Annotated in this window: 1 protein-coding gene; it reads right to left on the bottom strand. The window is 67.4% G+C overall.

Annotation, left to right across the window (positions count from 1 at the left end; genetic code table 11):
• Nucleotides 1-453: 453 nt before the first annotated feature.
• Complete coding sequence (locus tag AC4IJH_RS43510; RefSeq protein WP_490857563.1) at nucleotides 454-1077, bottom strand: L,D-transpeptidase; 624 nt, start codon at nucleotides 1075-1077, stop codon at nucleotides 454-456.
• Nucleotides 1078-1336 lie beyond the last annotated feature (259 nt).

The raw sequence follows: 1336 nt of genomic DNA on the forward strand, positions 1-1336 counted from the left end.
CCCCACGGGAGGCCGCCGCTCGTGCTTTCGAGGTTTTCGCTTCGGGGTGACGTCATGTCCCGCCCGTACCGTGGCCGACAGATCAGCTTTCTTGATGCCAAGGTCAGGCCCAGACCGGGGCAGACCGTGGCCTGAACGAGGCTCAGCCATCCTCACAGTCCCAGACCAGCACGGTCTTTCCGCCGTGTTGCCGGTGGGCGGCGTCCGGCTACTCGGCGAAGTCCTCGGCTGAAGCGCACGCGCAAGCGCCGGGCGACAGGCACCGAGATCCTCGCCGACGTCCACTGCTGGTCTTCCGTCCAGCCGTGCGCGGCAGGACCCTGCTCCAGCGCACACGCCCGCCAGGTCGGTTGCATCCGCGGTACCACGCCCGTCACCCGGCGCTCACAACCCCGAAGCGAAAATCTCAGTTGCTCCGGTGGTGGTGGGCGCCGGGTGACGGGGCCGGTTGACTCAGGGCTGGTTCAGGGGCGTGTCCAGGTCCCACGTGATGGGGATGCCGGCGGAGCCGAACCCCTCCGCGATCAGGGCGTCGTCGCTGACGTCCGAGGGGCGGGCCACGACGCGGGTGGGGGGCTTGCGACCGTAGATGAAGAGGCTGTCGCCGATCTTGAGGAGCCGGAACAGCTGCCTTGCGTCCTTGACGTACATGTTGATGCAGCCGCCGGAGCCCGACTCGAACAGATCGTGGTAGGTACCGTGCATGGCCTGGCCACCGTTGAAGAACTGCGAGTACGGCATGGGCGCGTTGTCGTAGATGGTGGAGAAGAACGTGCGGCGCTTCTGGTAGACCCGCTGCCAACCCGTGCGGGTCTCCAGCCCGTTCCTGCCACTGCGGATGGGCACGGGGCCGAAGACGATCCTTCTGCCCTTCTGGACCCACAGCACCTGCCGGGAGAGGTCAACGCAGGTCACGCGGAAGCGGCGGGCCGGGCACCGGTTCCTGAAGTTCGGATTCCTCTTGACATCGTCGACGAGGAGGAGCCGATAGGTCTTCTGGTCCGCCGCGCCCTTGGCGGGCTTGATGCCCAGCCTCCTTTGGAGCCGCTGGATCGCCCGGCAGTCCCGCTGGGACATCGTTCCGTCCTGCGGCAGATGCAGTCGCCGTTCCAGTTGCCACTGGTACGGTCCGGTGTCCGCACCACACTTGCGGGCGGGCTGGGGGCGCGGGGGCTGGTGGGGCCGAGCGGGGGGCTTGTGGGGACGGTTCGGAGGCTTGTGGAGACGCGGGGGCTTGTGGGGCCGGGACGGAGGTGCGATGCCGTGCTTTTTCCATACGGCGATGACGCGTCGATAGGTTTTCTGGTCTGCTGCGCCATTGGCGGGTTTGATGCCG

It is taken from the genome of Streptomyces sp. UF-297, from assembly GCF_058245575.1.

Bases quoted from the DNA above. Each gene is read 5' to 3' on its own strand.
- AC4IJH_RS43510 (WP_490857563.1), bottom strand. From the start codon at position 1,077: ATGTCCCAGCGGGACTGCCGGGCGATCCAGCGGCTCCAAAGGAGGCTG.